Source organism: Salinivibrio sp. AR640 (assembly GCF_001995405.1).
Classification (GTDB): domain Bacteria; phylum Pseudomonadota; class Gammaproteobacteria; order Enterobacterales; family Vibrionaceae; genus Salinivibrio; species Salinivibrio costicola.
Genome location: NZ_MUFD01000009.1, coordinates 63,444 through 90,116 on the forward strand (window position 1 = coordinate 63,444; position 26,673 = coordinate 90,116).

Sequence of the window (26,673 nt, forward strand, 5' to 3'; positions counted from 1 at the left end):
TTATCTTTTTGGTCACAGTTCATAAAAAACCTGGTTGGTTTTAGTGTAGCGGCTATGGCTTGTTATTAATTGTTTTGTTAATAAATTGTTTAAATATAAATGCCACTAACAAAAAAAGGGCCTAGCGGCCCTTTGTTTCATTTTTAAGACAGCGACGCTTAGTCTAAAACCTTTGCGATCGCAGTGCAAAGTGGCACCATGTTAGTGTGCGTCATACCCGCAACATTAAGCCGACCGGAACCGACAATGTAGACACCATGATCAGCCTTTAATGCATTCACTTGATCCTTATTCAGCCCTGAGAACGAGAACATACCGTTTTGTTGCTCAATAAAGCTAAAATCACGTGAGACGCCTTGCGCTTTGAGTGTTTTGACAAATTCCGTGCGCATGGCTTTAATGCGGTCTCGCATCGTGGCCAATTCTTGTAACCATTCAGCCTTGAGCGTTGGGTCATTCAGAATCGTCGTCACCACCGCTGCGCCATGGGCAGGTGGGTTAGAGTAAATCACTCGGGCGATACTTTTAACTTGGCTAAAGGCGGTGACCGCTTCTTGCTCTTGACGCCCGACCAGTGTGAAGGCACCAACGCGTTCGTTATATAAGCCAAAGTTTTTCGAGAATGAGCTTGCGATCAGCAGCTCTGGGCAGACGTTAGCGAAAATACGCAGACCGACTGCGTCTTCTTCTACGCCTTTGGCAAAGCCTTGATATGCAAAGTCAAACATAGGCAGTAAGCCTTTACGTTGGCAGAGATCTGCCAAGGTTTGCCATTCTTGCTCGGTAGGATCGATACCGGTTGGGTTATGACAGCAGCCGTGGAGTAGCACGACATCGCCCGCTGCCGCTTTCTCGAGATCAGCGACCATCGCTGAAAAATCTTTGTCATTTTTGGCCGGATCATAATAGCTGTATTCCGCGAGAGTTAAACCTGCCGCGGTAAACACGCCTTTATGGTTAGCCCAAGTTGGGTTACTGATCCAAATGGTGACATCGCCTAGGTGGCGTTTAATAAATTCACCTGCTAAGCGAAGGGCGCCGGTGCCGCCGGGAGAATGTGCGGTTTGTGCGCGTTTGTCTTTAATGACATCCGCATGCTCACCAAAAAGTAATTGCTGAACGGCAAGGCCATATTCGGCGGTGCCTGGAATGCTCAAATAAGATTTGGTGGTTTCTTTATCGAGTAGTAGTGCCTCGGCTTTTTTTACTGAGGTTAAAACGGGCGTTTCGCCGTGCTCGTTTTTATAGACCCCGACCCCGAGGTTAATCTTATCTTCACGTGGATCCGCTTTAAATTCTTCAGTTAGCCCTAGGATAGGATCAGCAGGTGCCGCAGAGATTTTCTCAAACATTGGTGTCGTCCATGGTTATGATGAATGAAAGCTAAATGCAAATAAAAGGCTGCAACCTGCAGCCTTTGGATAAGTGTATCTATTTAGAAACTGGCATTGCGTGGTGAGCGAGGGAATGGGATCACGTCACGAATGTTGCTCATTCCCGTCACGTATGAAACCAGACGTTCGAAGCCCAGACCGAAACCAGAGTGAGGGACAGTGCCATAACGGCGAAGATCGCGGTACCACCAGAAATCTTCTTTTTCTAGACCCATTTCTTCAAGGCGTTGGTCGAGCACATCTAGGCGCTCTTCACGCTGAGAGCCGCCGATGATTTCGCCGATACCTGGTGCGAGTACGTCCATCGCAGCAACGGTCTTACCGTCATCGTTCATACGCATATAGAATGCTTTAATGTCTTTCGGGTAGTTTTTTACCACAACCGGTGCATTAAAGTGCTCTTCTGCCAGGTAACGCTCATGCTCAGAGGCTAAATCAATGCCCCACTCAACGGGGAATTCAAAAGTTTGGCCGCTGTTTTGCAAAATAGTGACCGCATCGGTGTAATCCACTTGCGCAAAGTCGGCGTTGACGAATTTCTCCAAACGAGTCAGGACATCTTTATTGATCCGCTGTTCAAAGAACTGCATGTCATCTTTGCGCTCATCCAACACGGCCTTGAAAACATATTTTAACATGGCTTCTGCAAGCTCAGCAGAGTCATCAAGATCGGCAAACGCCACTTCTGGCTCAACCATCCAGAATTCAGCCAAGTGACGGCTAGTATTGGAGTTTTCTGCACGGAAGGTGGGACCAAACGTATACACTTTACTGAGTGCACAGGCGTAAGTTTCGGCATTTAACTGACCCGATACGGTCAAGAACGCTTCTTTGCCAAAAAAGTCTTGATCGTAATCGACTTCGCCTTGTTCGGTTTTTGGCACATTGGCCATGTCTAGGGTAGACACCCGGAACATTTCCCCCGCACCTTCACAATCCGACGCTGTGATCAGCGGTGCAGACATCCAGTAATAGCCTTGCTCATGGAAAAAGCGATGAATGGCTTGTGAGAGCGTATGACGTACACGTGCAACGGCACCAATTACGTTCGAACGTGGGCGGAGATGCGCCACTTCACGCAAGTACTCAATCGAATGGCGCGTTTTCGCCATTGGATACGTGTCTGGATCGTCAACCCAGCCAACGACCTTCACTGCCGTTGCCTGAAGCTCATAGGCTTGACCTTTTCCGGGCGATTCAACAACCTTACCCGTGACCTCAACGGAGCAGCCTGCGGTCAGGCGCAGAACGTCTTGCTGATAATTATCCAGCTCATTAGGGACCACGGCCTGAATAGGGTCAAAACAAGAACCATCATAAATGGCAAGAAAAGAAATACCGGCTTTGGAATCTCGGCGTGACCGGACCCATCCACGCACAGTCACTTCAGTGTCGACTGCCGCCTTGCCGCGCAGGACGTCTACTACAGGCGCGTATGTCATAATTCGCTTCTATCTCCGTTTAGGTAATGCGGCCAACGGGGTGTGACCGCATCAGTGATTTTGCAAGTTAGACTAGCAAGTTTACCTGTATCCTGTATAGCTTCAAGGTTTGAGCGTGTCTGAGAGCTGAAATTGGCCAATTAACCCTTCAAGTTGTTCAACCAGCTGCTCGAGATTTGCACTAATCGCTTTTACCTCATTAGCATTGGTTGCGGTATCGTTGGCGTGACTTTGAATACGACCCACTTGAGCGAGCAAGGCATCGGTCATTTGCGCCTGGTGATCACTTTGTTTGCTGATGTCATTGGCGTTGTCATTGACCGTTCTAACTTGGTCGGCGATATTACCCAAAGCGGTAGAAAGTTCCATCACGGTTTCTGCACGTTGATTAGCACTTTCACTGGTCGCTTCAACCGCTTGCGCAGAGGCTTCACTGCCTGCACACAAGTTTTCAATGATGGTTTGGATTTCACCAGTGGCATCATGGCTACGACTGGCAAGGTTGCGTACTTCGTCGGCAACCACCGCAAACCCTCGGCCTTGCTCTCCGGCTCGAGCGGCTTCAATGGCGGCATTCAACGCCAATAAGTTAGTTTGCTCGGCAATTTCCCGGATCACGCTGAGGATCGTCGTTACTTGCTGGCTTTGTTGATTAACATCCAATATTTGTGTGCGTACTTGGCCAATATCAGCCACCAACTTACGAATGTCATTGGCCGCGACATTCGCCAGATCACTGCCCTGATTGGCACTGCCTGCGGCAGATTCACTCAATTGCGCCGCTTCTTGAGTACGATTTTGAATGTCGTGTTGATGCTGCTGCACATCATCGATGGCTGAAGACATGTCATTGGTTTCGTGACGTTGGCTATCAGCTAATTGATCGGTATGGCTTGAGACACGGATCAGATTCATGGCCTCAGCAGACAGGGTTTCTGAGGTGCGCTGAACTTGTTGCAGGCTGGCAGCAAAGTTATCAAGCAACTGGTCGCAACTATTGCACAGTTCACCAATCTCGTCGTCACGGGTATTGTTGAGGCGCTCGGAAAGATTTTTGTCGTGGCTGGTGCGTTTCATAAAGGCAGAGACGCGCTTAAGCGGGGAGACTACCCAGCGGCGAATCACAGTGAGTGAGATTAAAAATCCAATCACAGCGATGCTGCCCATGATCCCAGCGGTAATTAACATTTCTCTATCGATAGTGCTATACAAAGGCTCAAGATCATACTCGAGCCGGATAACACCGAGTACGGTGCCTTCCTCTGCTACGTGGCATTGCAGACAATTGGTACCGCGATAATCGCTGCTCGCTTTCATCGGCAGGGCGACCACCAATCCTTTTCCCGCATCAGCATCAAAGGTTTCGACAATGGTTTCACCTTTGAGGGCGCGTTGGTCAATGGCATCCTGGGCAGATTGCTCAGGGTTTCCTGGGCCAAAAAAGCGGGTTATTGCCTCTCCACGGATCACGCGAGCGTCGTCGATGCCTTTGTGTGACAGCATTTTCTCTCGCAACGTATTACGCTGGCTGATGGTGCCGGTGAGCATCAGCATATTAAGGCTATCAAAGTAGTTGGACGCTTTATCTAAGGTTTGCTCGCTGACAATCGATGTCATCAAGGCTTTTTGTTGATGCGACTGATAGGCCAGCGAGGTGGCGAGCACAAGAGCGAAAACAAGAAAAAGAGCAAGAAGAATTTTGCTCGCAAGGGTCATACGCATGAGTCAACCATTTGTTATTAATTTATAGAGTTATCAGTTCTAGCCTGTAGCGACTATGTTAAACCGAGAGCGCACTTGTGGCGGTATCCTCATATAAAATGTGTGATTTCATCGACGTAAATCGTCCTAATAATGAGACGGAAACCCGTATTGCGAGGCATTCTGGCCGCACAGACTAACCGGTGTGGTCGGATGAATGCGTTTGAGTCGGCCAGCGAATTTAAGTAGCATGCGGCCTCTTGTTGTTGTTGGAATGAAGTAAAATGACCACTGAGTTGTTTAAAGAATTTACCTTTGAGGCGGCACACCATTTACCGAATGTGCCAGAAGGCCATAAATGTGGGCGTTTACATGGGCATTCATTTACGGTGCGTTTGTATGTAGAAGGCGACGTTGATCCGTATACGGGGTGGGTGATCGACTTTGCCGAAATAAAAGCGGCTTTCAAACCGATTTATCAGCGCCTGGATCACTACTATCTCAATGACATTGAAGGGCTAGAAAATCCAACCAGTGAAGTGCTAGCACACTGGATTTGGCAACAGGTAAAACCGAATCTGCCTCTGTTAAGCCAGGTCATGGTGAAAGAAACTTGTACCGCAGGTTGCACTTATCGAGGTGAGTAACGAAACTCGACGTGAGTAACAATACTCGAGGTAAATAAGAAGCAGTCGAGAGAAATAAAAAAACGCCGAGTAGCAGTGTCCAGCTTTATGAGGTCACTTCAGTACTCGGCGTTTTTTGTCGCTTTTCGACGTGTGCTTTGCTCCATGACGGCGCGATTTATCTTGTCACCGTCATCGTCACTTAGGCGATATTCAAATACTTGTGTGTTTGCACGGATAAACGCCAGCCGCGCGCAATGCAGGTGTCGATGCAAAGTTTGGTTGCACGTGGCTTTTGGCTTACCGGCTGCAGCGCAATGGTTGCACCAGGAGAGGCTGGGCAGGTCTCAAGCAGAGTCACTAATTGTGTAATGTCCTTTTCTGTCCCCACCGGATGTTTTATCTCATTGGCTCGCGCCATCGCACTGGCGAGAACGGGCAATTTACCGCGCATATTGATTTTGGGCGACACCGTTACCCAGGTGGCTTGGCTCGCATAGACCGTATAGGTGCCACTGGTTTCAATTTGGCATTGGCATCCAGCCTCTTCCAAGGCTTCCGTTAAAGGTACCAAATCATAAAGACAGGGTTCACCCCCGGTAATCACGATATGCTTAGCGTGATAGCGTTGCGTGATTTCAGTGACGATATCTTCGGCTCCTAGCCAGCACCAAGTCGGTGAATCCTCTGACTTATCAATAATAAAGATCTTATCTTGCTGATCCTTATCATCCGTTTCCCAGGTTTGCTTAGTATCGCACCAGGCACATCCTACTGGACATCCTTGCAAGCGGACAAAAACCGACGGAACCCCTGTGAAGGTGCCTTCGCCCTGGATCGTTTCAAATATCTCGTTGACTCGGTACATGGTGATTAATAGCGATAGAATATGAGCTCCGCATTATGCCAACGAATAAGTTTGAGATCTTGTTTTTTAGCCCGCGATTAGAGGATGAACAGCGTTACTGTTTAGACAGGTTTTGTGAGTTTGTACGCGATTTCAAAGATACAAAGTGACAAATGTCACGTGCTAGCGGCCAATTGCTTCACAATTAGTTCGCGAAGTAAAAAAATTCACCTAAATAGGCGGTGTCAGGGTTTATCGCCATAGCCACGTAGTAATAGGAAAGGGCATGATTATTGGGCAGCCGGGACATATCGATCATATTAAGCGCAAAAATGCGGGCACGATTTATAACTTAATCGACCGTTTTGAGCCTATTTCGCGGATCGAACTCTCGAAACGCAGCCAACTGGCGCCTGCCAGTATCACCAAAATTGTGCGCGAACTGATGGACGCTCACCTTGTAAAAGAGGCGCCGATCCAAGAAACGAGCATGCGCGGGCGTCCAGCTGTAGGGCTTATGCTGGATAACGAAGGCTGGCAATTTTTGTCCATGCGTCTAGGAAGAGGTTATCTCACTCTGGCGCTGCATTCGCTAAGCAGTGAAATTTTGATTCAAGAACGGCATGAATTAACGGTGGTGGCGCAAAGTGCATTACTCACCACCGTGGTCGATCATGTCAATGCGTTTTTCTCTCGTCACCAACAAACGGTGGATCGTGTCACCAGTATTGCGATTTCGCTACCGGGCTTGGTAAATAGTGCCCAAGGCACCGTGATTCAAATGCCGCACTTCGAGGTCGACCATATGCCTCTAGGGCCTGTATTACATCGAGAGACCGGTTTGCCGGTATTTGTGGGGAACGACACCCGTTCTTGGGCACTAGCGGAAAAGTTGTTTGGTAACGCGAAAGAAGCAGACAGCGCCGTTCTGGTCGCAGTTCACAGCGGCGTTGGGGCCGGTATTGTGCTCGAGGGCAAAGTGCTTCAAGGGCGGATCGGTAACGTTGGCGAGTTAGGTCATATTCAAATTAAGCCCTTTGGTAAGCGGTGTTTTTGCGGTAATTATGGCTGTTTGGAAACGGTCGCAAGCCTGTCCGCGATCTATGAGCAGGTGGAGACATTGCTCAATGAAGGGCATCCGAGTTGCTTGCACGACCAACCCCTCACGATAGAGGCTATATGCGATGCAGCGGTGTCAGGCGATGGTTTGGCCCACCAAGTGATCACCGAGCTGGGGCATCACTTGGGAACCGCCATAGCGATTGTGGTGAATTTATTTAACCCAGAAAAAATATTATTTGGTGGCGAATTCAATCGCGCTAAATCGGTGTTGTATCCTGCGATCATGGAATGTTTAAAAACGCAGACGATTCCGCTGTATAGCAAGTACCTAGTCTTGGAAGAAAGCTATTTCTATACCCAAGCGACGATGCCTGGAGCGGCGATGGTAAAGCAGGCGATGTATGATGGCAATTTGCTGATGAAAGTGCTGGAGGGCTAATCGTTACCTTGGCTGACAATTAAAAAGCGGTTAAAGAAAAAGCAGGTGTTGATGCACCTGCTTTTTTTTGATCTTGGCTAAGGGCGTTGGTTAGCTGTTTTTACGCTCTTCACCCAAGCATGCCGCCGCGGTAAATACTACGTCGGTTGAGCTATTCAGGCCCGTTTCGGCAGAGTCTTGTAAAACACCGATAGTAAAGCCAATGCCAACCACTTGCATGGCAATCTCTTGTGGAATACCAAACAAATTACACGCGAGTGGGATCAACAATAGGGAGCCGCCAGCAACCCCCGACGCGCCGCACGCAGATACCGCGGCCACCACACTCAACAGCACAGCCGTGGCGATATCCACTTGGATACCGAGTGTATGAACAGCAGCCAGGGTTAATACGGTAATGGTGATCGCCGCGCCTCCCATATTGATGGTGGCACCGAGTGGGATAGAGACAGAATAAGTATCTTCATCCAAATCAAGGCGGCGGCATAGCTGCATATTTACTGGAATGTTGGCTGCAGAGCTACGGGTGAAGAAAGCGGTGAGACCGCTCTCACGCAGGCAGCGAAAAACAAGGGGATAGGGATTTTGACGCGTTTTGATATACACAATCAGCGGATTTACCACCAAGGCGATGGTTGCCATACTGCCGAGTAGCACCCCCAAAAGGTGTAAATACCCCATCAAAGCATCAAAGCCACTTTTCGCTAACGTGCTTGCTACTAAGCCAAAAATACCCAAAGGCGCAAACCGGATCACAAAGCGGACGATCATCGATACCCCCTCGGATACATCCGAGAAGACACGTTTGGTTTCGTTCGACGCATGATGAAGAGCAATACCTAAGCCAATCGCCCAAGCCAAAATACCAATATAGTTACCACTCATCAACGCGTTAACAGGGTTGTCAACGATATTGAAAAGTAGCGTACTTAATACCTGGCTAATACCCTCTGGCGGCGTAATGCTAGCATCCGTCGCAGCAAACTCGAGGGTAGTCGGGAACAAAAAACTCATGGTCACCGCGGTCAATGAAGCCGCAAGGGTGCCGATAAGATAAAGCCCAATAATGGGGCGCATGTTGGCCCGTTGGCCTTGTTTCTGGTTAGCAATGGACGCTGCCACTAAAACGAAAACCAAAATGGGTGCGACGGCCTTCAATGCGCTGACAAAAAGTTGTCCGAGCAATCCGGCTGTGCCAGCAAGCTCGGGGGATAGATAGGCTAAAACACCACCGGCAAGAATACCGATGAGTATTTGAAGTACCAGCGAGTTACCTCGACTGACACTGGCGAGTTGTGTTTGACTCATGTGACTCTCACTTCACTGTGTTTATTATCAATGGCTGTTAATGAATCGTTAGAAGTGACGAATTAAACCAGTTAAATTCACCCTATGTAAAGGGAAAATTGTTACTTTGAACTAGTTAGGTAGGACTGAAGTGGCGAGTTATGATTAATGAGAGGTTTATTTAGTGTAATTATTCTGTTATCGCTGCAGAATAAATGGTGATAATTCTAGGTCTAGCCGAGCAAATACGTGGATTTAGGCGGCCATCTAGCATAAAAAAAGGCGACCATAGCGGTCGCCGAAGGATAACAACTAGCACAGAAATTTTTAGTAAATCGCATGTCCCACGGTATTGAGCAACTTACTCACGCCTTTTGTGAAGTAGAGAGGAGCATCTGCAATGGTATAGCAAAGGCAACCTTCTTTTGTGTATGGCGTATGATGGTGACGGCTATCGAGTAAAATAAAGTCACCTGGCACATACTGACCACTTTCATCTTCAAAGGTACCGTCCAACAAAAGGGTTAACTCATAGCCCTTGTGAGTGTGCGCAGGCACTGAACCGCCTTCATCGATATGAAGAAAACTGGCTCGCGTTGCCCCTTCGTCAAGATTAAGTCGCGCACGTTGAACTTTACCAAAGGATGCCCAATTTGAATCGCCGAATCGTTGCAGCGCCCGGGGTAAGGCATATGTTTTTTCACCGACAGTGATTTGTGTTGCGCGCGCTTCAGGTTGTTCCGCGCCAGATTGCGTCAGCGCATCGGCATCGTTGGCAGCCGCTTGTTCAAAAATGGCGGATAGCATTTCATCTTCGGCATTGTGATCCCACTCATTTACCATCAACGCTTCGTCGCCGACTGTTTCTTGATCAAACGCCACTGATGCAAGCTTTTCTTCTGCAGTGGCCACGTAAGCTTGGCACTCCTGGCAAAGTTCAACATGAGCAGACAACGCAATCGCCATCGAAGTCGGCAATTTGCCAGCAGCAAAAGCATCCAGTAAATCGGTCGATGGGTGATACTTAATCATTGTTTTACCTCCAGGTGATTGCGAAGCTTTTCTAGACCTAAACGCAATCGGGACTTGACGGTGCCCAATGGCACATTTAATTGTTCTGACAACTCTTGATGAGTCAATTGCTTGAGATAAACCCCTCTAACCACCTGCTGCTGGACCGCGGGTAACTCGTCAATAAAACTGAGAAGCTCTTGGTCCATCATGTACTGAGCACCGGAATCTGTTTCGTTGTCCTGTTGCCCTGACTCGAGAATGGGCCAGATATCATCGCTAAAGTTGTCTTCGCGATTCGATTGCACCTTGCGGAGCATATCGAAGCTTAAGTTACGCATGATAGTGAATACCCATGTCGTCGCCGCGCCTTTGTCAGAATTATACAAGTGGGCTTTGCGCCATACCACTAGCATGGTTTCTTGTACTAATTCCATTGCTTGGCCGTCAGCTCTTAAATGTTTTGAACCATAAGCGCGTATCTTAGGGCCAAAAAATCGGAACAAACGTTCGAACGCTATGCGGTCGCGGTCTTCTGCAACTTTTGCTAATAATTCAGACAACTCTTCCTTCGTCACGTCAGTCATGTTGGCACGCGTGTCCCGTCTGGAAATGGTGGTCTCAGTATACATGGTTTGTGGCGCAGTCATAGTTGAGTCCTATCTGTCGTAGCCGTCCATCTCGCTTCCAATACGAGGCTTAAAACAATTGGATCACTCGACTTCTTGCTCGAGAAGCTGACTGATAAATTGCTTCGCCTCTTCTGCCGATTCTTGCGCGATAAACCATTGTTTTTGCGCGTTAGAAAGCGGCAAAATTTCTAACCAGCGTTGGCAACTCCAGGTTAAGTCTTCGAAATACGGCGCCTCATACTGCTCAGCATGATCCGGGTGGGCAGCGAAGACATTTTTAAGTCCTGCGGCAATACGCATTTTTTCTTCATTTTCTTCTTGGTCAATAAACTCGTCATGTGGCCAGTCATTCAGTGCCTGTATCTCGCCCACCCAGAGCTTGTCGGCTTCTTGCTCTGTCGATTGAATTTTTACCCGTTGACGACCTGCAATGGTAATGCCTAATAAACCATCGGGTAGTGTTTCAAAATCGACAATGTCCACCAGTGTGCCATATCGATATAAACGTTTACCTTGCATCATCGCCAGCACGAATCCCTGTTGATTCGCCGAGCATTCACGGACCAAGCGCAAATAGCGAGGTTCAAAAATGCGCAGCTTAGCTCTGCCCCCGGGTAGTAAGAACAAGGGTAGAGGAAACAGCTTCGTCATATCTACGCCTCCTTATTGATTCAACATGCCTGCCACTACGCGACTAGGGTTGGATACGATCAAGACAGAGACTGCATTACCACAATCAGGTTGACATCATTATAAGCTGTGGCATTCTGGACGTCTAAACATCTACTTTTCTAAGGGAATCGGAATGACGTTAAAGCGACCAGGATTTTGGATTGCGTCAGTGTTACTGGCGTTGATTATCAGCGGCTGCTCAGATCAGCCAGAAACGATAAAGATTGGTGCGACTGTCGGTCCCCATGCGCAAGTCGTAGAAGCGGTTGCGAAACAGGCTGAAACAGAAGGAATTCATGTCGAAGTGGTGGAATTTTCGGATTACATCTCTCCGAATGCCGGTCTGGCAGATGGCAGTCTTGATTTAAATAGTTACCAACATCAGCCGTTTCTCGATAACTTTAATCAAAACCATGATAGTGAATTGGTCTCGATTGGGCGTTCCATCCTTATGCGGATGGGGATTTACTCAGACAAAGTACAGCGCGTGGACGATTTACCCCAAGGCGCACAAATTGCGATCCCTAACGATCCGACCAACGCCGGGCGCGCTTTGCTATTACTGCAAGACGCAGGGCTGATCACCTTGGCCGATAACGTTGGCTTTCAAGCGACGCTACAAGATGTTACCGCTAATCCCAAGCAGCTCGATTTTGTCGAAGTAGAAGCGGCACAATTGCCTCGCAGCCTACAAGATGTCGATGCTGCTGCAATTACCATGAACTATGTGATGTCATCAGGGCTTAATCCAAGTGATCAAGGTATTTTCTTAGAATCGAAAGACGCACCGCTCGCGGTGATGGTCGTGGCAGCGCGGGCAGAGGATAAAGATAATCCGACCTATCAGCGTTTGTTGGCGCTATTTCAATCAGAGGCAACACGTACGTTTCTACAAAAAACCTTTGATGGCACGATCGAACCGGCTTTCTAGTTTTTAAAACCGGCCAGCGATAGCTGGCCATTGATATACATTCTCAATCATTGTTTACCATTCAGGGAGTTATTGCGTTAACATGCCTCTCAGCTTGTGGTTTTAGCATTCGCTAAAGTCACAGTTTCCTCGCTCGCCTAACACACAGAACGCATAGGAATTGAGATGCAATCGGCTACTCGTCCATTTAATTGGTCGCCCGTATTGCTGGCATGCTTAACGGTCAGTATCGGGCAATTCAGCATGGGATTGGTTTTTCCATCATTACCTTGGATCGCTCGTGATTTCAATCTCAGCATGGACGATGTCCAACTGCTTATTTCCGCTTACCTGCTCGGGTTTGGCCCGTCACAATTTATCTATGGCCCCATTTCGGATGCACTCGGACGCCGCCGCGTGCTATTAGCCGGTGTCTTGCTTTCACTGGTTGGGTTGACCGTGATGGTTACCTTTAGCGCCAGTTTTACCGGGTTGGTGATTGGCCGCTGTATTCAGGGGATGGGCACGGGGTGTTGTGCTGTCCTCTCGCGAGCCTTTACCCGTGACTCGTATTCGGGGGATCAGCTTCCTCAAGCCATGTCATACCTGATCATGGTCGCCTCATTTACGCCCATTGTGGCTCCTGTGATTGGTGGCTTTGTTAACCATAACTTAGGCTGGTTGGCGATCTTTATTTTATTGATGGTTTATACCAGCTTGGTGTGGTGCGTGCTCTTTTTCTTATTTAAAGAGAGTATGCATACGCGATCGCCATTGCCTAAGATAAAAGTGATCCTTGGTCGTTATGGCGCACTGTTAAAAACGCCCTACTTTCTTTATTTCGCCAGTATCAGCTGGTTGAACTTCACCTTGGTGATCACCACGGTGTCACTGATGCCATTTTTAATGCAAGAGCGCATCGGTATGACATCGGATCAATATGCCTTGTGGGCGCTCATTCCTACTTGCGGGTTACTGCTGGGCAGCACGCTGGTGTCGCGCATTCGGCCGCGTTTGGGTACTAAGCGTATGCTGCTAATGGCACCGGTGATGCAGCTCATCTCAGCGATATGGCTATGGTTTACCCCCATGGATCCCTTGCTGCTGATGATAGGGCAGTTTTTTATGGTGTTTGGCAACGGGATTGCGCTGCCGTGCTCCCAGTCGCAGGTGATGCAGCCTTACTCTAACCAAGCCGGCACCGTCGCTGCGCTCTCCGGTGGTGGACAGATGATCATTTCTGCGTTGATGAGTATGGCGCTATTGAGCTTGGGGGTTAGCGAAGCATGGCACCTTGGTGTGGTGGTTGGCGTCTTTGCGCTGCTCTCCGTTCATAATATCTTCCGTGGCTTCGCAGCACCGAAAGTCAACGTCGCCAATGGCACCATCTGACGGAATACAGAATACATAAAGAGCCGATGCAAGCGCGATCTGCTCTCTTCTGTACTCCGCAAGCGAAGCGCTCTGTATTCAAAAATCCTGAATATCGCGTAGGTCGGCATAAGCGCCAGCACGATGCCAATCATTATCACGATGTGTGCCGCGCGCCCGTTGCACGGCGCCATCGGACATCGGTGTTAAATTTGGCATCGATCGTGACAGGCGCCCAGGCGACATAGTGCATAGTGGTTGACATATTACCGGGGCTTGTGTCACCTACGCCAATGGCACCATCGGCGTTAAAGTACGCGTAGGTCGGCATAAGCGCCAGCACGATGCCAATCATTATCACGATGTGTGCCGCGCGCCATCCGACATCGAAGCCAAATATTGACGCCGATCGTGACAGGCGCCCTGCAACAGGCGCCCTATCTACTCACCAAAAAACTGCTTAATTGCGGTGATCATCCCTTGGGTGAGTTGGTGAAGTTGGTCGTCGCGGATGCAATAGGGTGGCATCACATACACCAGTTTACCGAACGGGCGAACCCAAATGCCTTGGGCGGTCATTAAAGGCTGAATATCGGCCAGATTCACCGGGTCGGTCAGCTCTATCACGCCAATTGCGCCAAGCACACGCACGTCCGCCACACATTCCAATGCGCGAGCAGGCGCTAAGCCAGTTTTCAGCTGTTGCTCGATGTGCGCGACGGTCTGCGGCCAATTGCTTTCCAGCAAGGTATCAATGCTGGCACAGGCCACGGCACAGGCGAGTGGGTTGCCCATAAAGGTGGGGCCGTGCATAAAACAGCCTGCATCACCGCCACAGACAGTATCGGCCACATGGCGGGTGGTTAGCGTGGCAGCTAAGGTCATGTAGCCGCCGGTCAGTGCTTTACCGACGCAGAGTATATCTGGGCTGATCCCCGCGTGGTCGCAGGCAAATAGTTTTCCAGTTCGGCCAAATCCGGTGGCAATTTCATCCACAATCAGCAGTACATCAAATTCGTCGCACAAGGCGCGCACTTGACGCAAATATTCGGGATGATAAAAGCGCATACCGCCTGCGCCTTGCACGATGGGCTCTAAGATCACCGCGGCCAGTTGGCCGTGATGGGTGGCGAGTGCGTCGCGCATCGGGTGTATGTCGTTAGGGTTCCACTCACCGTCAAAGCGGCTTTGTGGGGAGGGCACAAAATGATGCTGAGGCAGAAACCCTTTGTAGAGTTTGTGCATCGAATTATCAGGATCCGTCACCGACATGGCGGCGAACGTGTCGCCATGATAGCCATGACGCAAGGTCAAAAACTGTGCGCGTGACTCACCGCGCCCCTGCCAATATTGCATCGCTATTTTAAGCGCTACTTCTACTGATACAGATCCTGAATCGGCCAAAAACACTTGCGTGAGCGGCGCGGGTGAATGCGCGACCAAGCGCTCACAAAGCGATACCGCGGGCTGGTGGGTGAGACCGCCAAACATCACATGCGACATGTTATCAATTTGCTGATGCGCCGCGGCGTTCAAAGCAGGATGGTTGTAGCCGTGAATGGCTGCCCACCATGATGACATGCCATCAATCAGAACGGTGCCATCCTCAAGATGTAGCTCCGCGCCGCTTGCGTGTGAGACAGGTAAGCAAGGCAAAGGATCGAGCGTTGAAGTGTAGGGATGCCAGATATGTTCACGGTCAAAATGGGTGTTTATGCTCATAAATGCGTCAGGTGTAAACTAGTGTGATCTCGTTGTGTTGACAGGTTAACGTCTGTGGGTAGACTAGCCAAGCATTAAAACGACAACAACGGGGAAAACCGCGTGGAAATAAGACACAACTGGACCGCACAGGACGTGCAAGCATTGTTCGATAAACCCTTTATGGATTTGCTGTTTGACGCGCAGCAAGTGCATCGTGAATATCATCCTGCCAATCAAGTGCAAGTCAGCACGCTGTTATCGATCAAAACTGGCGCGTGTCCAGAAGATTGCAAATATTGTCCGCAAAGTGCGCGGTATCGCACCGATGTTGAAAAAGAACGCCTGATGGAAGTCGAACAGGTGCTAGAAGCGGCACACAAAGCCAAAGCCTCGGGTGCGACGCGTTTTTGTATGGGCGCTGCCTGGAAAAACCCCAAGCAACGCGATATGCCATACCTGCTCGATATGATCCAAGGAGTGAAAAGCCTAGGATTAGAAACCTGCATGACATTGGGCATGTTGGATAGCGAGCAGGCCCAAACCCTCTCTGAAGCGGGCTTAGATTACTACAACCATAATTTAGATACGTCGCCTGAGTTTTACGGCAACGTCATTACCACGCGGACCTATCAAGAGCGCCTTGATACCTTATCCAACGTGCGAGAGGCGGGGATGAAAGTCTGCTCAGGCGGGATTATCGGACTGGGCGAAAGTACCCGCGATCGCGCCGGCTTGCTGATGGAGTTGGCCAATATGCCTGCTCATCCAGAAAGCGTGCCAATCAACATGCTGGTCAAAGTAAAAGGCACACCGCTTGAGAACGTCGATGACGTCGACCCGTTCGATTTTGTCCGCATTATCGCGGTGGCGCGGATCATGATGCCCAAATCGGCGGTACGGCTGTCTGCCGGACGCGAAGACATGAACGAGCAAATGCAAACCTTGTGCTTTATGGCTGGCGCCAACTCGATATTCTATGGCTGCAAGCTGTTGACCACCCCAAACCCTGACGAAGACGCGGATATGCAGCTATTTAAAAAGCTGGGTATTAATCGCGAAGCGGTCAGCCAAAAGCCCGATCAAGTCACTGAGCACGACTTACTTGAGCAAGTGGCCGAGCGAGTGGCATCGCGCCCGCAAGAGGGCGATTTGTTCTACGATGCCAGTATCTAAATCTCTATGACTGAAGCAACATCAGCGCTGACCCGTCGTTACCAAGGCGAACTGGCCGCACGCCAGCAACAAGGCCTGTGGCGGCAAAGTGGTGACAATGCCGTCGCCGAGTCATGGCGCAACTTTTCCGGTAACGATTATTTAGGCCTCGCGCAAGATCCGCGATTGGTCAAAAAGGCGCAGCAGCACCTTGAACGCTGGGGCGTGGGCGCGACGGCTTCGCCGGTGGTGTCTGGTTTTACCGCAGCGCATCAATCCCTTTGTGATCAGCTGTGTGATTGGCTGGGTTACCCGCAAGCGATACTGTTTAACAGTGGTTTTGCCGCCAATCAGGCGTTGCTCTTTACGCTGTTAGGCAAAGACGATGCCTTGTTTCAAGACAAGCTCAACCATGCCTCCTTGATTGAGGCGGGTTTATTGAGCCCTGCCACACAGCGCCGTTTTCGTCATAACGACATGGCACATCTTCGCCAACTGCTCGCAAAGCAAATCCAGCCTTCCGCATCGCTGATTGTCTCGGAAGGGGTATTTAGCATGGATGGTGATGTGTCGCCAACCGAGAGTCTTGCCGCGATTGCCAATCAATCGGGCGCGCTCTGGGCGCTGGATGATGCGCATGGGATTGGCGTGTTAGGGCAAGAAGGCGAGGGCAGTATCAGTCGTGGCGCGCGGCCGGATATTTTAATCGTGACGTTTGGAAAAGCCCTGGGCGTGGCGGGGGCGGCAGTGCTGGCTTCTCCCACCATCATTGACTATTTACGCCAGTTCGCTCGCCATTATGTGTACTCGACGGCTATGCTACCTGCGCAAGCGGCACTCATTGAGGATGCGATGAGGCTGGCACGAACAGAGCGCTGGCGGCGAGAAATACTCAGCGCCCATGCTGAACAGCTAGCGCAAGGCCTCCAGGACTGGTTAGAAACCGACTCTGCTTTCGAACCGCATTCCTTCAGTACTCATTCTTTAGATAAGCAGCCCTTCCCGCAGTTGCTCGCGACGCCTAGCCCGATCAAGCCGCTGATTATCGGCGATTTGGCGGCGTTACAGCAGGTGAATCACGCTTTGATGAAAGCCCATATCCGAGTAGGAGCGATTCGGCCACCGACTGTGCCTGCTAACACCGCACGCTTGCGGATCAGCCTGTCTGCGCAGCATCAAAAAACAGATATCACCGCATTGATTGAGGCGCTTAAGCCGGTATTAGCGAGCGACAAAGCGTGTGGGGTGACAGCATGACCGTCGCCGATAAACAAGCGATTGCTCAAGCGTTTGGCCGAGCCGCGCCCCATTATGACGACAGCGCGACGCTGCAGCGCCGTGTCGGTCATCGGTTGATGGCATTGGCTGAGTCAGAGCAAAAGCAAAAGGCTGTCCGTCTCGGTACCGTCTTAGATGTCGGCTGTGGCACCGGTTATTTCACTCAGCAGTGGATGACTCATGCCAAGACAGTGATTGGACTGGATCTCAGCGCCCCCATGCTTGCGACGGCAAAAGCGCGCTATGACGATGCCATGCTAGCCGTACAAGCAGATGCGGAGCATTTGCCGCTGGCTGATAATAGTGTCGATCTAGCATTTAGCTCGTTAGCGCTGCAATGGTGTGATGATTTACACGTGCCATTGGCGGAGCTGAGTCGGGTCGTCAAACCCGGCGGGAAAATTCTTGTTTCGACACTGCTCACCGGATCCTTGTGTGAACTCGATAGCGCGTGGCAACAAGCATGCGGCACGTCACGAGTGAACCGCTTTATCTCCTTCTCAGAGTTACAGCAGGCGACCCAACGCGTCGGGCTGATGCACGCAACCGTGTTGCACGAAAGCGAACAGCTGACCTTTGCCAATGCCCATGCGGTAATGAAAAGCTTAAAAGGCATCGGCGCCACCTATCGCCCTCAAGGGGCGGGGCAACAAGGGCTGGCGACAAGAGCGCAGTTTAGCGCGGTAGAAAAGGCGTATCAGCGTTTTGCACTCGCCGTCGACACCTTACCGGCGACCTATCAAATTGGCTATATAGTGATTCACCATCATGCATGACAGTTACTTTATTACCGGCACCGACACCGAAGTGGGGAAAACCTATACCACGGCGGCGCTGTTGCACGCTTTTATCGCGCGAGGCTATCAAGCGGTGGGCTACAAGCCTGTCGCCGCTGGTGCTGATTTAGCGCCTGATCACCAACTAAATAGTGACGCTGTCACTTTGCAGCGCGCCAGTGCGATCGCATTGCCGTATGCCGCGATCAACCCAGTGTTGTTAGAAACGCCATGTTCGCCGCATTGGGCGGCCGCGTTAGCCAATACGCCCATTGATACCCAGATGCTAAGCGATGGGCTCGTACATTTAAAACAGCAGGCTCGCCCGGTATTGGTAGAAGGTGCCGGCGGCTGGCAAGTGCCACTGAGTGAGACGGAAACGCTGGCCGATTGGGTAGTTACCCATCAGCTGCCAGTGATCATGGTGGTGGGGATTAAACTTGGCTGTTTAAACCATGCTTTGCTCACTGCAGAGGCCATTCGTGCCCGCGGGCTTGAATTAGCCGGATGGGTGGCAAACGCCGTGGATCCTAAGGCCCAGCACAGTGACGAGATGGTGCGCTATTTAGACGCCCATTTAGATGCGCCTTGTCTCGGGCACTTGCCTTTTGCTGCCGATGCCTCACCAACACAATGCGCGAGTCACTTAGATGTTTCGCGGTTGTAAACAATTTATGGAAATGTAGCGATCAAAAAAGCCAGCACTATGCTGGCTTTGTCTATTCAGTCGCTGATGCAGATAGACAGTTACTTTTGGTCGCCTCGCACGCCCATTAAGCTTTGCTGTATCTCTGCCATTTGACGTGCCGCCGACGCGTCATCTGACGCTAATCCAAGCTCTGAACAGGCTTCATCGAAGCTCATGCCGAGATGACAGGTTAAGATGTCGATCGCGACGCGGTAATTTTCTTGCTCTGCCATGGTCTCACTCCATTGATAACGCGTTGCAAGGATGACGTATGCAACAGTTTGTGATTTATACTGTCTGATGAGGGTGTCTGCGCGTTGCGAAACAGCCTCGTGAGTGTCGTAGTTTTAAACAGCTGGGTATAAATTAGCCTGACTCGAGCGCGAAGACAACTCGACCAAAGTCTATAGTCGTGGCTTTTTGTCTTTTTTATTGGCTTTTTCTGTATTGTTTATTTTTAAACCAATGAAAAATAAGACAAATACATAGCTTGGCGAGAGGTCACATTTTGTTTAGATTAGATGGGAATAACGTGCCACACTAACTGGTCGGAGCTTGATGACGGCATCACTTTATTGGTAACAAAATGCATCAAAGGATTGTTTTTATCTTGAATGCCCATACTATTTTCATCAATACAGCTTTCACCAATACAATTTTTACTAATACAACGTCCACCAATACAACTTCTACCAATACAACAAGCAAGCGCTGAACACTGGGTTTAAGCGACGGAGAGACATAATGAAACGCATAGGATTATTTCTTGCTACCAACTTTGCGGTACTGATTGTATTTAGCATTGTGCTAAATATTATTTATGCCGTGACTGGCATGCAGCCGGGGAGCTTGTCCGGACTGCTAGTGCTGGCGGCTGTCTTCGGTTTTGGTGGTTCGATCATTTCGCTACTGATGTCTAAATCGATGGCGCTTCGTTCTGTCGGCGCGCAAGTGATTGAGCATCCACGTAACGAAACCGAGCATTGGCTAATGAACACCGTGAGCCAACAAGCACAACGAGCCGGAATTGGCATGCCAACGGTCGCGATTTATAACTCACCCGATATCAACGCCTTTGCCACCGGTGCTAAGCGTAACGATTCTGTCGTGGCGGTCTCGACCGGGTTAATGCAAAACATGACCCGCGATGAAGCCGAAGCGGTACTGGCGCATGAAATCAGTCACATCGCTAATGGTGACATGATCACCATGACCTTAATGCAAGGCGTCGTGAACACCTTCGTGATCTTTATTTCACGTGTGATCGCAGGGGCAGTCAGTGGCATGAATAGTGACGAAGAAGGCGAAGGCGGCGGCAACTGGATGATGTATTTTCTGATCTCTTCCGTGTTGGAAATCGTCTTTGGTATTCTGGCCAGCATCCTCACCATGTGGTTTAGCCGTCATCGTGAATTCCGTGCCGATGCCGGATCTGCGCAGCTGGTGGGCAAACAGAAAATGATTGCAGCACTTGAGCGCTTAAAAGTGAGCCAAGAGCCAAAGCTAGAAGGATCGATGATGGCGTTCGGTATCAACGGCAAGAAAACACTGAGCGAGTTGTTTATGACGCACCCGCCGCTAGAAAAACGCATTGATGCCTTGCGTCGTGGTGATCACTTATAACGGGCGCTTTTTCATGCTCGACCAAAGCCAGCATCAAATCATGCTGGCGAATGATAGATAACATGTTTAAGCGGCCTGCGGGTCGCTTTTTGTTTGTGCACGACGCCATTTGATCACATCACTGGCTAACACAGCGCCAAGCACGATCAACGCCATCGCCGCCAGCGTGAGTATGCTAACCGTTTCACCGAAAACCGGTATGGCCATTAACGCGGCCACCACAGGCGTAAATGCCCCCATCGCGGCACTCATTTCAGCTCCTAACCGGCGAATGGCAAAGGCGTAGCTGTAGTTGGCAATAATCCCCACGCCCAAGCCTTGAGCAAGAATGTGATAACCAAGTTCATCGAATGGCGCTTGGAGTAGGTTAAACGAAATAAGCCCACTCAATGCGCCCACCGGCAGCAGTAATACAGCCGATATCGCTAATACCGCACCGGCTTCCGCAGCACTTAATCCTGTCACGCGTACGCCAATGGTAAACCAGGCCCAACTGATACTGGCTGCGAGCAAAATCAGATGGCCTTGGGTGACAGGCCAAGGTGAAAAGAACAAGGAGTGCCATAAAAATGCGCCAATACCGAGCACAATCAGACTAATGCCTAATCGTCGTCCCATGGAGAGCGATTCGCCATAAACAGTCCAAGCAATGGTGGAAACAAACAGCGGTAAGATCCCAGGTATTAATGAGGCTCCGTCAGCCACAGGCGCAAACTGCATCCCCGTGGCAGCCAGCAGATAAAACGGTAATCCTGCGCCAAATGCAATCGCAAACAGATAACGTTTGGGGGTAGTGACAATATGGCGTACTCGATGACGACTCAACCAACCAAATAACAACGCGGCGGGTAAGAAGCGCAATAAGGCAATATCGCCACTGGTCAATACCGATTGGCTGGCCTGACGTAATGAAATAAATAAGCTTGCCCAGATGGTCACGGTCAAGCCCATGGCAAGCATGCCCAATAAACGTTGTGAAGGTGCAGGCATCATTAATCACTTCCTTGTCGATTCGTTATTTAAGTGTGACAGCGTCAAAGAAGAGATTGGTGGCAAAATAAAGGATGATTTGAGCCAGGATTAGCGATTATCATCTTTTTATGGCTATAAATTAATAAAAACCATCAAGGAGGCGGTTTGGACAATAAAGACAAAGCGATTCTTGCGTTATTGCAGGATGATGCGCGCCGTACTGTTGCCGAGATAGCCGATGCGGTTGGGCTCTCGTTTTCGCCGTGCGCAAGACGGATTAAAAAGCTTGAGGCTGATGGGATCATTGCCTCATACCAGGTCACACTCAACCGCCAGCGGATTGGGCTAAACATGACATTTTTTGTCAATGTCAGCCTGAGTAACCACCGAGAAGAGGCAATTGTTACCTTTGAGCATGCGCTAGTGGAAATGGATGAAGTGATTAACGGCCATGTGATATCGGGCACGTATGATTATTTACTGGAAGTAGTCAGTCGCGATCTGCCGCACTACGAAGCCTTTATGCGTCAGCTGCAAACGCTCGCCATGGTGAAAGACATCAATACCAATGTGGCGATCCGCGCGGTAAAACAAGGCGCAGCACTCAAGGTATAGCGCAGCGCTCAAGGCATAGCGCGGTGCTTAAAGTTTAGCGCAGCGCTTAAAGTCTAGCGCTGCGCCAGAATCACACGATGGAAAAACGGCGATAAACCGATAGTGCGTGATTAGCTAAGGTGCTGGTTGACCCAGTCGCTGAACGCATTTTGTGGCAAAGCACCATTTAAGACATCAACCCGTTCGCCGTTTTTAAACACCATCAGGGTCGGAATGCTACGAATGCGATATTGCGCCGCGAGGGCTTGTTGGGCCTCGGTATCAATTTTCACAAAACGGGCACGACCTGATTCCTGCTCTGCCACTGCTTCAAAAGCGGGTGCAAAGCTTTGACAGGGGCCGCACCAGGTAGCCCAGAAATCGACGACAACCGGCTTGTCGCTATTTAATAAAGCGGCAAAGTTATCTGTAGTGCCTTCGATAGGCTTGCCATCGAGCAGTGCCGATTGACACTTACCACAGTTAGGTGCGTCATTAATGCGCGCTTCAGGAATACGGTTGGTTGCTTGGCAGTGGGGGCAGCGCGAGGTAAGAGTTGTCATTGTGCGTCCTCATTGAATGATTTACCCCTAATGTAAGCGCCTTTGTGTGATAGCCCAAGTTGAAATAATCAATCACTTAAATAGAAAAAGCCGATGACAGTGTCACCGGCTCGTTTTCTTTTGCCTTACCGCTTGCTAGCTAGCCTTGTTAAAGGCCATCAACCACGCCAAGGATTGCGCTGAGCATGTCTCGGCCAAATGCTTGGCTGCGCGCGGGTGACCAGCCAAAGTCAGGATCGGGATGATTGTTATGATCTTTAAACGGCATTTCGACCGTGTACGACAAACACTTAAAGCGCTCACCAATCCAATTTGAGCCAACGGTTAAGTTCGCTTTGCCTGGTGCATCTTTTTCATAGCCGTGCTCGTCTTGAAACTCCGGTGTCACGGTAAGCAGCGTACGCTTAAATCTGTCTTCCAAGTCTGCCATGCGCGCATCATAAGAGGGGATGCCCTCACAGCCGGCGACAAAGTTATAAGGAATCGCCTCGTCACCGTGGATATCCAAACACATTTTTACCCCAGTTTGCTCCATACGAGCACGAACATGATACACCTCGGGGCTGCGTTCAAGGGTGGGCGACTGCCACTCGCGGTTCAAGTTTGCGCCCACCGCATTAGTGCGTAGGTGGCCACGCACACTGCCGTCGGGATTCATATTCGGCACCACATAAAAATCAGCTTTTTCTAGTAATGCCTGTGCAGTTGTATCGGTGTCGTCAAGCAATCGGTCGAGTAAACCTTCCATAAACCACTCCGCCATGCTTTCGCCGGGATGCTGGCGCGCAATCAGCCAAATGGGCGTTTTCGGTTGGGCAGACTCGCTTAAATCCGCGCGGATTTTCAACAAACTAATATCACGACCATCTAAGGTTTGTCCTAGCGTTTCGAGCTGGCACTGTGGATAGGTCTGCGCCTGGTGAATGAGATCCAAATGGCGTTCATAGCTATAAGGCGCGAAGTAGGCAAAGTACATCGAACCATGTTGCGGCGTGACCTTAATCGTCAAAGTGTCGCCATCAAACTCGGTTGGCACGCGGAACCAGGTATCGCGGTCATATGAGGCAACGGCTTGGTAATCTTTCCAGCCTTCAGGATAGGCCGACCCAGCGAGCTGTTGAATGTGGAGTGTATGAGCCTGATCCACGTCCGCTTCTAAGCGAAAATGGAACCACTGATAAAATTCAGATTGATTGTCATGATGAATGGCAAGCTGGATATTATTGATGTCGCTATCATTCAGAACGCGAATATTCCCGCTATCGAACTGACTAAAAATACGCATAGAGCATCCTTTTTCTGTTGAAGGGCCAGCTGTGTTTGCGCCGGAAGGATAAGCCTTATTATTATTTTCGCTTCGTCTGTTGCCTATTTGAGCAGACATTGGGCGTTTACAGGCTTATGCTGATTAATCTCAGTGATTATCTTGCCGTGCCAAAGGTGAGCTGGCAAGGTGCTATCAAGATTCAAGCGAACTCTCCAGCCTTTTGACACAAAAAAGGAGCCATTATGCAGCTTCACGATCAGGCACTACTCAAATCTCAAGCCTTAATCAATGGCCAATGGGTTGATGCCAATCATCAAACCACACGTTCAGTCACGAACCCTGCTAACGGTGAGTGCTTGGCAACGGTGCCCAATATGGGGGCGGAGGAAACACGTCGCGCGATTGATGCTGCCGACGCCGCCTTGCCCGAGTGGCGAGCACTTACCGCCAAAGCTCGAGCTGAGATCCTCTATCGCTGGTATGAGCTCATGCTCGAGCATACCGAGGACTTAGCCGCGATCATGACCGCCGAGCAGGGCAAACCGCTGAAAGAATCTGCCGGTGAGATCCAATACGCCGCGTCGTTTTTGCAATGGTTTGCTGAAGAAGCCAAACGTGTGAATGGCGCAACTATTCCTGCCGAGCAGGCCGATAAACGCATCTCCGTGATCAAGCAGCCCATAGGTGTGACAGCAGCCATCACGCCTTGGAATTTCCCCGCCGCCATGATCACCCGTAAAGCAGCGGCCGCGCTTGCTGCCGGTTGTACCATGGTGGTCAAACCGGCCAGCGACACCCCTTTATCAGCGTTGGCGTTGGGTGAATTAGCGCAGCGTGCCGGCGTACCTGCTGGCGTGCTAAGCATTATCACCGGGACGGCGGGTCCGATTGCAGATACCTTATGTGCCGATGTACGTGTGCGTAAACTCTCCTTTACCGGCTCGACCGACATTGGCGCGCAGCTAATGGAAAAATGTGCGCCAAGCATTAAAAAGCTGTCGTTGGAGCTTGGCGGTAACGCCCCATTCATCGTCTTTGATGACGCCGATATTGATGCCGCCGTAGAAGGGGCGATTGCCGCTAAATTCCGTAACGCGGGACAAACATGCGTGTGCGTGAATCGTATTTACGTGCAATCGCGTATTTATGACGCATTTGCTGAAAAATTCACCCAGGCAGTGAGCCAATTACGCGTTGGGCAGGGTACTGACAGCAACGTTGACATTGGTCCGTTGATTAATCGTGGCGCCATCGACAAAGTGAAAGCACACTTGGACGATGCCCAGCAACACGGTGGCGAGATTTTATTGGGGGGTGACTGCCCCGATTTAGGCGACAACTTCACCCAACCGGCGGTGATTAAACACGCGACCTCGGCGATGCGGATTGCGAAAGAAGAGACCTTTGGTCCTGTCGCACCGCTGTTCGCTTTCGACGATGAAGCGGAAGCCATCGCTATGGCCAATGATACCGAATTTGGCTTAGCCTCGTATTTTTATGCCCGTGACATCAGCCGTGTACACCGCGTTGCCGAGGCGCTGGAATATGGCATGGTGGGGATTAATACCGGTTTGATCTCAACGGCGGTAGCACCGTTCGGAGGGGTCAAACAATCTGGGTTAGGACGCGAAGGATCGCAATGGGGCTTGGATGAATACCTCGAAATGAAGTACCTATGTTTGGCGCTGTAACCATGTGCTGGCATAACGACACACGGAAAGCGTGTCAATCTGGTGTGGAAAATTACTGACACATCATCAACACGCTACCTGGGTTATAGCCGCGAGACTGGTGAGATTGTCGCCGTATTGGCGACGATCTCGTCACTTGGGTTGTTTTTTATCAGCTTAATGTATGAATATTTGTGATTCGGCACATCTGCTCTGTTGTTGCCTTTTCATCCGTGGTAAAACTTAAGAGATGCGTAAGACAAGTCCAACCGTTGCGTTCACGCAGCATGTTGGCGAACCAAACCAAGTGGAGATACAAGTTTGATCAATGTTTTTCTTGTAGATGATCACGAGCTGGTTCGCACAGGGATTCGGCGTCTTTTAGAAGACGTTCGTGGCATAAAAGTGGTAGGGGAAGCCGACAGCGGTGAAGCCGCACTCAAATGGTGCCGGCAAAATCACGCCGATATTGTCCTGATGGACATGAATATGCCAGGTATCGGCGGGTTAGAGGCCACACGTAAGTTGCTTCGCTACTCGCCAGACGCCAAAATTATTGTGCTCACAATTCACACTGAAAATCCGTTCCCAACCAAGGTGATGCAAGCCGGTGCGGCAGGGTATCTCACCAAGGGCGCAGGGGCTGATGAAGTCGTGAATGCGATCCGCATGGTGAACAGTGGCCAACGCTACATTTCACCTGATATTGCCCAGCAAATGGCGCTGAGTCAGTTTTCTACCTCTTCTGATAATCCTTTCAAAGAGCTGTCAGAGCGCGAACTGCAGATCATGTTAATGATCACCAAAGGGCAAAAAGTGACCGATATTTCAGAGCAGTTAAACCTCAGTCCAAAGACGGTGAACAGTTATCGCTATCGCTTATTTAGCAAGCTAGATATCAATGGTGATGTGGAGCTAACCCACCTTGCTATTCGTCACGGCATGTTAGATACCGAAAGCCTTTAAAGCGAAGTTAAGCAGTACGAGATCGC

General features: G+C 50.1%; 25 protein-coding genes. 12 read left to right on the forward strand and 13 right to left on the reverse strand.

The window, feature by feature from the left end; translation table 11 throughout:
* Positions 1-158: 158 nt before the first annotated feature.
* The 3 genes from BZG75_RS06745 to BZG75_RS06755 all read right to left on the reverse strand — a co-directional run bounded on the left by BZG75_RS06745 (position 159) and on the right by BZG75_RS06755 (position 4,558).
* Positions 159-1,352, reverse strand: a complete 1,194-nt coding sequence (locus BZG75_RS06745; RefSeq protein WP_021022789.1) for an amino acid aminotransferase — start codon at positions 1,350-1,352, stop codon at positions 159-161.
* A gap of 83 nt (positions 1,353-1,435) precedes the next feature.
* Positions 1,436-2,836, reverse strand: coding sequence for an asparagine--tRNA ligase (gene asnS / locus BZG75_RS06750; protein ID WP_021022790.1), 1,401 nt, complete (start codon positions 2,834-2,836; stop codon positions 1,436-1,438).
* A 102-nt stretch (positions 2,837-2,938) separates the two neighbouring features.
* Positions 2,939-4,558 (reverse strand): methyl-accepting chemotaxis protein, encoded by a 1,620-nt coding sequence (locus BZG75_RS06755; protein WP_077576541.1) that lies wholly within the window; start codon positions 4,556-4,558, stop codon positions 2,939-2,941.
* 263 nt (positions 4,559-4,821) lie between these two features.
* Between BZG75_RS06755 and queD the strand changes: the two genes are divergently transcribed.
* Positions 4,822-5,184, forward strand: a complete 363-nt coding sequence (queD, locus tag BZG75_RS06760) for a 6-carboxytetrahydropterin synthase QueD (RefSeq protein ID WP_021022792.1) — start codon at positions 4,822-4,824, stop codon at positions 5,182-5,184.
* 181 nt (positions 5,185-5,365) lie between these two features.
* Here the strand turns inward: queD and queE are convergent, their stop codons facing one another.
* On the reverse strand, positions 5,366-6,031 hold the full coding sequence (queE, locus tag BZG75_RS06765; protein WP_077576542.1) for a 7-carboxy-7-deazaguanine synthase QueE: 666 nt from the start codon (positions 6,029-6,031) through the stop codon (positions 5,366-5,368).
* A gap of 265 nt (positions 6,032-6,296) precedes the next feature.
* Here queE and mlc point away from each other — a divergent pair, with 265 nt between their 5' ends.
* Entirely contained in the window at positions 6,297-7,511 is a 1,215-nt protein-coding gene (gene mlc, locus BZG75_RS06770; protein WP_021022794.1) for a sugar metabolism global transcriptional regulator Mlc, read from the forward strand.
* A gap of 90 nt (positions 7,512-7,601) precedes the next feature.
* Here the strand turns inward: mlc and sstT are convergent, their stop codons facing one another.
* The 4 genes from sstT to BZG75_RS06790 form a co-directional block, all read right to left on the reverse strand.
* Complete coding sequence (gene sstT / locus BZG75_RS06775; protein WP_028569616.1) at positions 7,602-8,819, reverse strand: serine/threonine transporter SstT; 1,218 nt, start codon at positions 8,817-8,819, stop codon at positions 7,602-7,604.
* Positions 8,820-9,125: 306 nt separating this feature from the next.
* Positions 9,126-9,830: a ChrR family anti-sigma-E factor gene (locus BZG75_RS06780; RefSeq protein WP_077461302.1), complete on the reverse strand. Its 705-nt coding sequence runs from the start codon at positions 9,828-9,830 to the stop codon at positions 9,126-9,128.
* Positions 9,827-10,396 carry a sigma-70 family RNA polymerase sigma factor gene (locus BZG75_RS06785; RefSeq protein WP_101494590.1) on the reverse strand — a complete coding sequence of 190 codons (570 nt, stop codon included), beginning with the start codon at positions 10,394-10,396 and terminating at the stop codon, positions 9,827-9,829. The genes BZG75_RS06780 and BZG75_RS06785 overlap by 4 nt, the downstream gene beginning before the upstream one ends.
* A gap of 126 nt (positions 10,397-10,522) precedes the next feature.
* A complete protein-coding gene (locus BZG75_RS06790; RefSeq protein WP_021022797.1) occupies positions 10,523-11,092 on the reverse strand; it encodes an LON peptidase substrate-binding domain-containing protein in 570 nt (189 codons plus the stop codon).
* A 154-nt stretch (positions 11,093-11,246) separates the two neighbouring features.
* Between BZG75_RS06790 and BZG75_RS06795 the strand changes: the two genes are divergently transcribed.
* Positions 11,247-12,044 carry a MetQ/NlpA family ABC transporter substrate-binding protein gene (locus BZG75_RS06795; RefSeq protein WP_077576543.1) on the forward strand — a complete coding sequence of 266 codons (798 nt, stop codon included), beginning with the start codon at positions 11,247-11,249 and terminating at the stop codon, positions 12,042-12,044.
* 165 nt (positions 12,045-12,209) lie between these two features.
* Positions 12,210-13,415 carry a multidrug effflux MFS transporter gene (locus BZG75_RS06800; protein ID WP_077576544.1) on the forward strand — a complete coding sequence of 402 codons (1,206 nt, stop codon included), beginning with the start codon at positions 12,210-12,212 and terminating at the stop codon, positions 13,413-13,415.
* Positions 13,416-13,835: 420 nt separating this feature from the next.
* Here BZG75_RS06800 and bioA read toward each other — a convergent pair whose 3' ends face one another.
* Positions 13,836-15,110: an adenosylmethionine--8-amino-7-oxononanoate transaminase gene (bioA, locus tag BZG75_RS06810; protein WP_199878859.1), complete on the reverse strand. Its 1,275-nt coding sequence runs from the start codon at positions 15,108-15,110 to the stop codon at positions 13,836-13,838.
* Between the two features lie 108 nt (positions 15,111-15,218).
* Between bioA and bioB the strand changes: the two genes are divergently transcribed.
* Genes bioB through bioD form a run of 4 tightly spaced genes read left to right on the forward strand, consistent with a single transcriptional unit; the run spans position 15,219 to position 18,971 of the window.
* On the forward strand, positions 15,219-16,271 hold the full coding sequence (gene bioB, locus BZG75_RS06815; RefSeq protein WP_077576547.1) for a biotin synthase BioB: 1,053 nt from the start codon (positions 15,219-15,221) through the stop codon (positions 16,269-16,271).
* Positions 16,272-16,277: 6 nt separating this feature from the next.
* A complete protein-coding gene (locus BZG75_RS06820) occupies positions 16,278-17,507 on the forward strand; it encodes an 8-amino-7-oxononanoate synthase (RefSeq protein WP_077576548.1) in 1,230 nt (409 codons plus the stop codon).
* On the forward strand, positions 17,504-18,304 hold the full coding sequence (bioC, locus tag BZG75_RS06825) for a malonyl-ACP O-methyltransferase BioC (RefSeq protein ID WP_077576549.1): 801 nt from the start codon (positions 17,504-17,506) through the stop codon (positions 18,302-18,304). The genes BZG75_RS06820 and bioC overlap by 4 nt, the downstream gene beginning before the upstream one ends.
* A complete protein-coding gene (bioD, locus tag BZG75_RS06830; protein WP_077576550.1) occupies positions 18,297-18,971 on the forward strand; it encodes a dethiobiotin synthase in 675 nt (224 codons plus the stop codon). Before bioC ends, bioD begins: the two co-directional genes overlap by 8 nt.
* 80 nt (positions 18,972-19,051) lie before the next feature.
* Here bioD and BZG75_RS15390 read toward each other — a convergent pair whose 3' ends face one another.
* On the reverse strand, positions 19,052-19,225 hold the full coding sequence (locus BZG75_RS15390) for a hypothetical protein (RefSeq protein WP_021024399.1): 174 nt from the start codon (positions 19,223-19,225) through the stop codon (positions 19,052-19,054).
* A 511-nt stretch (positions 19,226-19,736) separates the two neighbouring features.
* On the opposite strand from BZG75_RS15390, the gene htpX reads away from it, so the two are divergent.
* Positions 19,737-20,615, forward strand: a complete 879-nt coding sequence (gene htpX, locus BZG75_RS06835) for a protease HtpX (protein WP_025673171.1) — start codon at positions 19,737-19,739, stop codon at positions 20,613-20,615.
* A gap of 66 nt (positions 20,616-20,681) precedes the next feature.
* Here htpX and BZG75_RS06840 read toward each other — a convergent pair whose 3' ends face one another.
* Positions 20,682-21,608: a DMT family transporter gene (locus tag BZG75_RS06840; RefSeq protein WP_077576551.1), complete on the reverse strand. Its 927-nt coding sequence runs from the start codon at positions 21,606-21,608 to the stop codon at positions 20,682-20,684.
* A gap of 144 nt (positions 21,609-21,752) precedes the next feature.
* Here BZG75_RS06840 and BZG75_RS06845 point away from each other — a divergent pair, with 144 nt between their 5' ends.
* Positions 21,753-22,202: an Lrp/AsnC family transcriptional regulator gene (locus BZG75_RS06845; RefSeq protein ID WP_077461312.1), complete on the forward strand. Its 450-nt coding sequence runs from the start codon at positions 21,753-21,755 to the stop codon at positions 22,200-22,202.
* 110 nt (positions 22,203-22,312) lie between these two features.
* On the opposite strand, the gene trxC is transcribed toward BZG75_RS06845, so the two are convergent.
* Entirely contained in the window at positions 22,313-22,744 is a 432-nt protein-coding gene (gene trxC / locus BZG75_RS06850) for a thioredoxin TrxC (protein WP_021024404.1), read from the reverse strand.
* A 148-nt stretch (positions 22,745-22,892) separates the two neighbouring features.
* Positions 22,893-24,029 carry a M14 family metallopeptidase gene (locus BZG75_RS06855; protein ID WP_077576552.1) on the reverse strand — a complete coding sequence of 379 codons (1,137 nt, stop codon included), beginning with the start codon at positions 24,027-24,029 and terminating at the stop codon, positions 22,893-22,895.
* A 224-nt stretch (positions 24,030-24,253) separates the two neighbouring features.
* On the opposite strand from BZG75_RS06855, the gene BZG75_RS06860 reads away from it, so the two are divergent.
* Positions 24,254-25,702: an NAD-dependent succinate-semialdehyde dehydrogenase gene (locus BZG75_RS06860; RefSeq protein ID WP_077576553.1), complete on the forward strand. Its 1,449-nt coding sequence runs from the start codon at positions 24,254-24,256 to the stop codon at positions 25,700-25,702.
* Between the two features lie 300 nt (positions 25,703-26,002).
* Entirely contained in the window at positions 26,003-26,647 is a 645-nt protein-coding gene (uvrY, locus tag BZG75_RS06865) for a UvrY/SirA/GacA family response regulator transcription factor (protein ID WP_077461315.1), read from the forward strand.
* The last annotated feature ends 26 nt before the right edge of the window (positions 26,648-26,673 follow it).